Below are 1,285 nucleotides of genomic sequence, written 5' to 3'. Positions count from 1 at the left end.
TGGAGTTTCCCCGTGATCTCGGACACGTGATCGTTATGCCGCGAGGGTGTGTTGATGCCGCTGCCTTGTCTCGGCGGGAGTGAGGTAGCCGAAGGTCCGGTGCTTGCGCAGGCGGCGGCGGTTGTAGAAGGTTTCGATGAAGGAAAAGACCTCGGCTCGGGCGGTGGCCCGGTTGGGCCAGGTACGGGTGCCGATTTCCTCCTTGAGCAGGGCCCAGAAGCTCTCCGCGGCAGCGTTGTCGAAGCATGATCCGGTGCGTCCGCAGCTCTGCCGCAGGCCCAACTTCCCTATTTTGTGTCGGAATTGGGCCGAGGTGTATTCACTGCCGCGATCACTGTGGATCACACAGCCGGGCTCCAGTTGGCCCCGGCCGTGGGCCATGTCCAGGGCGTCGACGACGAGGTCGGCGCGGTGATGGTCGGCCATGGCATAGCCGACGACCTCGCGGGTGGCCAGGTCCAGCCAGCAGGCCAGGTAGAGCCAGCCCTCGGCGGTGGGCAGGCAGGTGATGTCGCCGACCAGCCGGGTCCCGGGCCGCTCGGCGTGGAAATCGCGGCCGATCAGGTCCGGGGCCGGCTTCGCCTTCGCGTCCGGCCGGGTCAGCGAGCGCCTCTTGCGCCGGGTGACGCCGCGGATATCGCGTTCACGCATCACCCGGGCGACGCGCTTGCGGTTCACCCGCCGGCCCAGGCGGCGCAGTTCGGCGTGGATGCGCGGTACACCGTAGGTGTGGCGGGAGGCGATGTGCACCACGGTGATCTCGTGGGCGAGCGCGTCGTCGGCGGCCTGCCGGGCACGGCGGGCGGCCTCGCCCTCGCGCCAGGCGTAGTAGGAGGAGCGGGCGACATTCAGCACCCGGCACAGCAGGACGATCGGATACGTCGCCTTCTCCGCATGGATCAACCGGTAGAGCTCGCTCACCGGTCGTTCTCCTTCACGAAGAAGGCCGTCGCTTTTTTCAGGATTTCGATCGTTTGCTGCTGTTCACGGACCTCCTTGCGCAGCCGCTTGAGCTCCTCGCGCTCGGCGCTGGTCAGCTCACCGCTCTCGCCCCCGCCCCGGTCCGCCTTCGCCCGGCGGTACCAGCCGCGCAGGGATTCCGAGCTGATGCCGAGCTCCCGGGCGACGGCGGTAACCGTCTTGCCCGAGGAGTCGACGAGCGCGATCGCGTCCCGCTTGAACTCCTCGGTGTACCGCTTCGTGTGCTTGCTTCCCACCTGGTGCTACTTCCTCTGGAACCTCAAGATCCCAGTCTCCAGGTGTCCACGATCAAGGGGAAGCTCCA

The 1,285-nt window shown here is 67.3% G+C and carries 2 protein-coding genes; both read right to left on the bottom strand.

Annotation, left to right across the window (positions count from 1 at the left end; genetic code table 11):
* Positions 1-33: 33 nt before the first annotated feature.
* Positions 34-921 (bottom strand): IS3 family transposase, encoded by an 888-nt coding sequence (locus ACIREE_RS42700; protein ID WP_404164996.1) that lies wholly within the window; start codon positions 919-921, stop codon positions 34-36.
* Positions 918-1,217 (bottom strand): transposase, encoded by a 300-nt coding sequence (locus ACIREE_RS42695; protein WP_404164994.1) that lies wholly within the window; start codon positions 1,215-1,217, stop codon positions 918-920. Before ACIREE_RS42695 ends, ACIREE_RS42700 begins: the two co-directional genes overlap by 4 nt.
* Between the last annotated feature and the right edge of the window lie 68 nt (positions 1,218-1,285).

Source organism: Streptomyces sp. NPDC102467, assembly GCF_044765445.1.
GTDB lineage: Bacteria > Actinomycetota > Actinomycetes > Streptomycetales > Streptomycetaceae > Streptomyces.
This window is presented reverse-complemented; position numbering and strand designations above follow the sequence as displayed.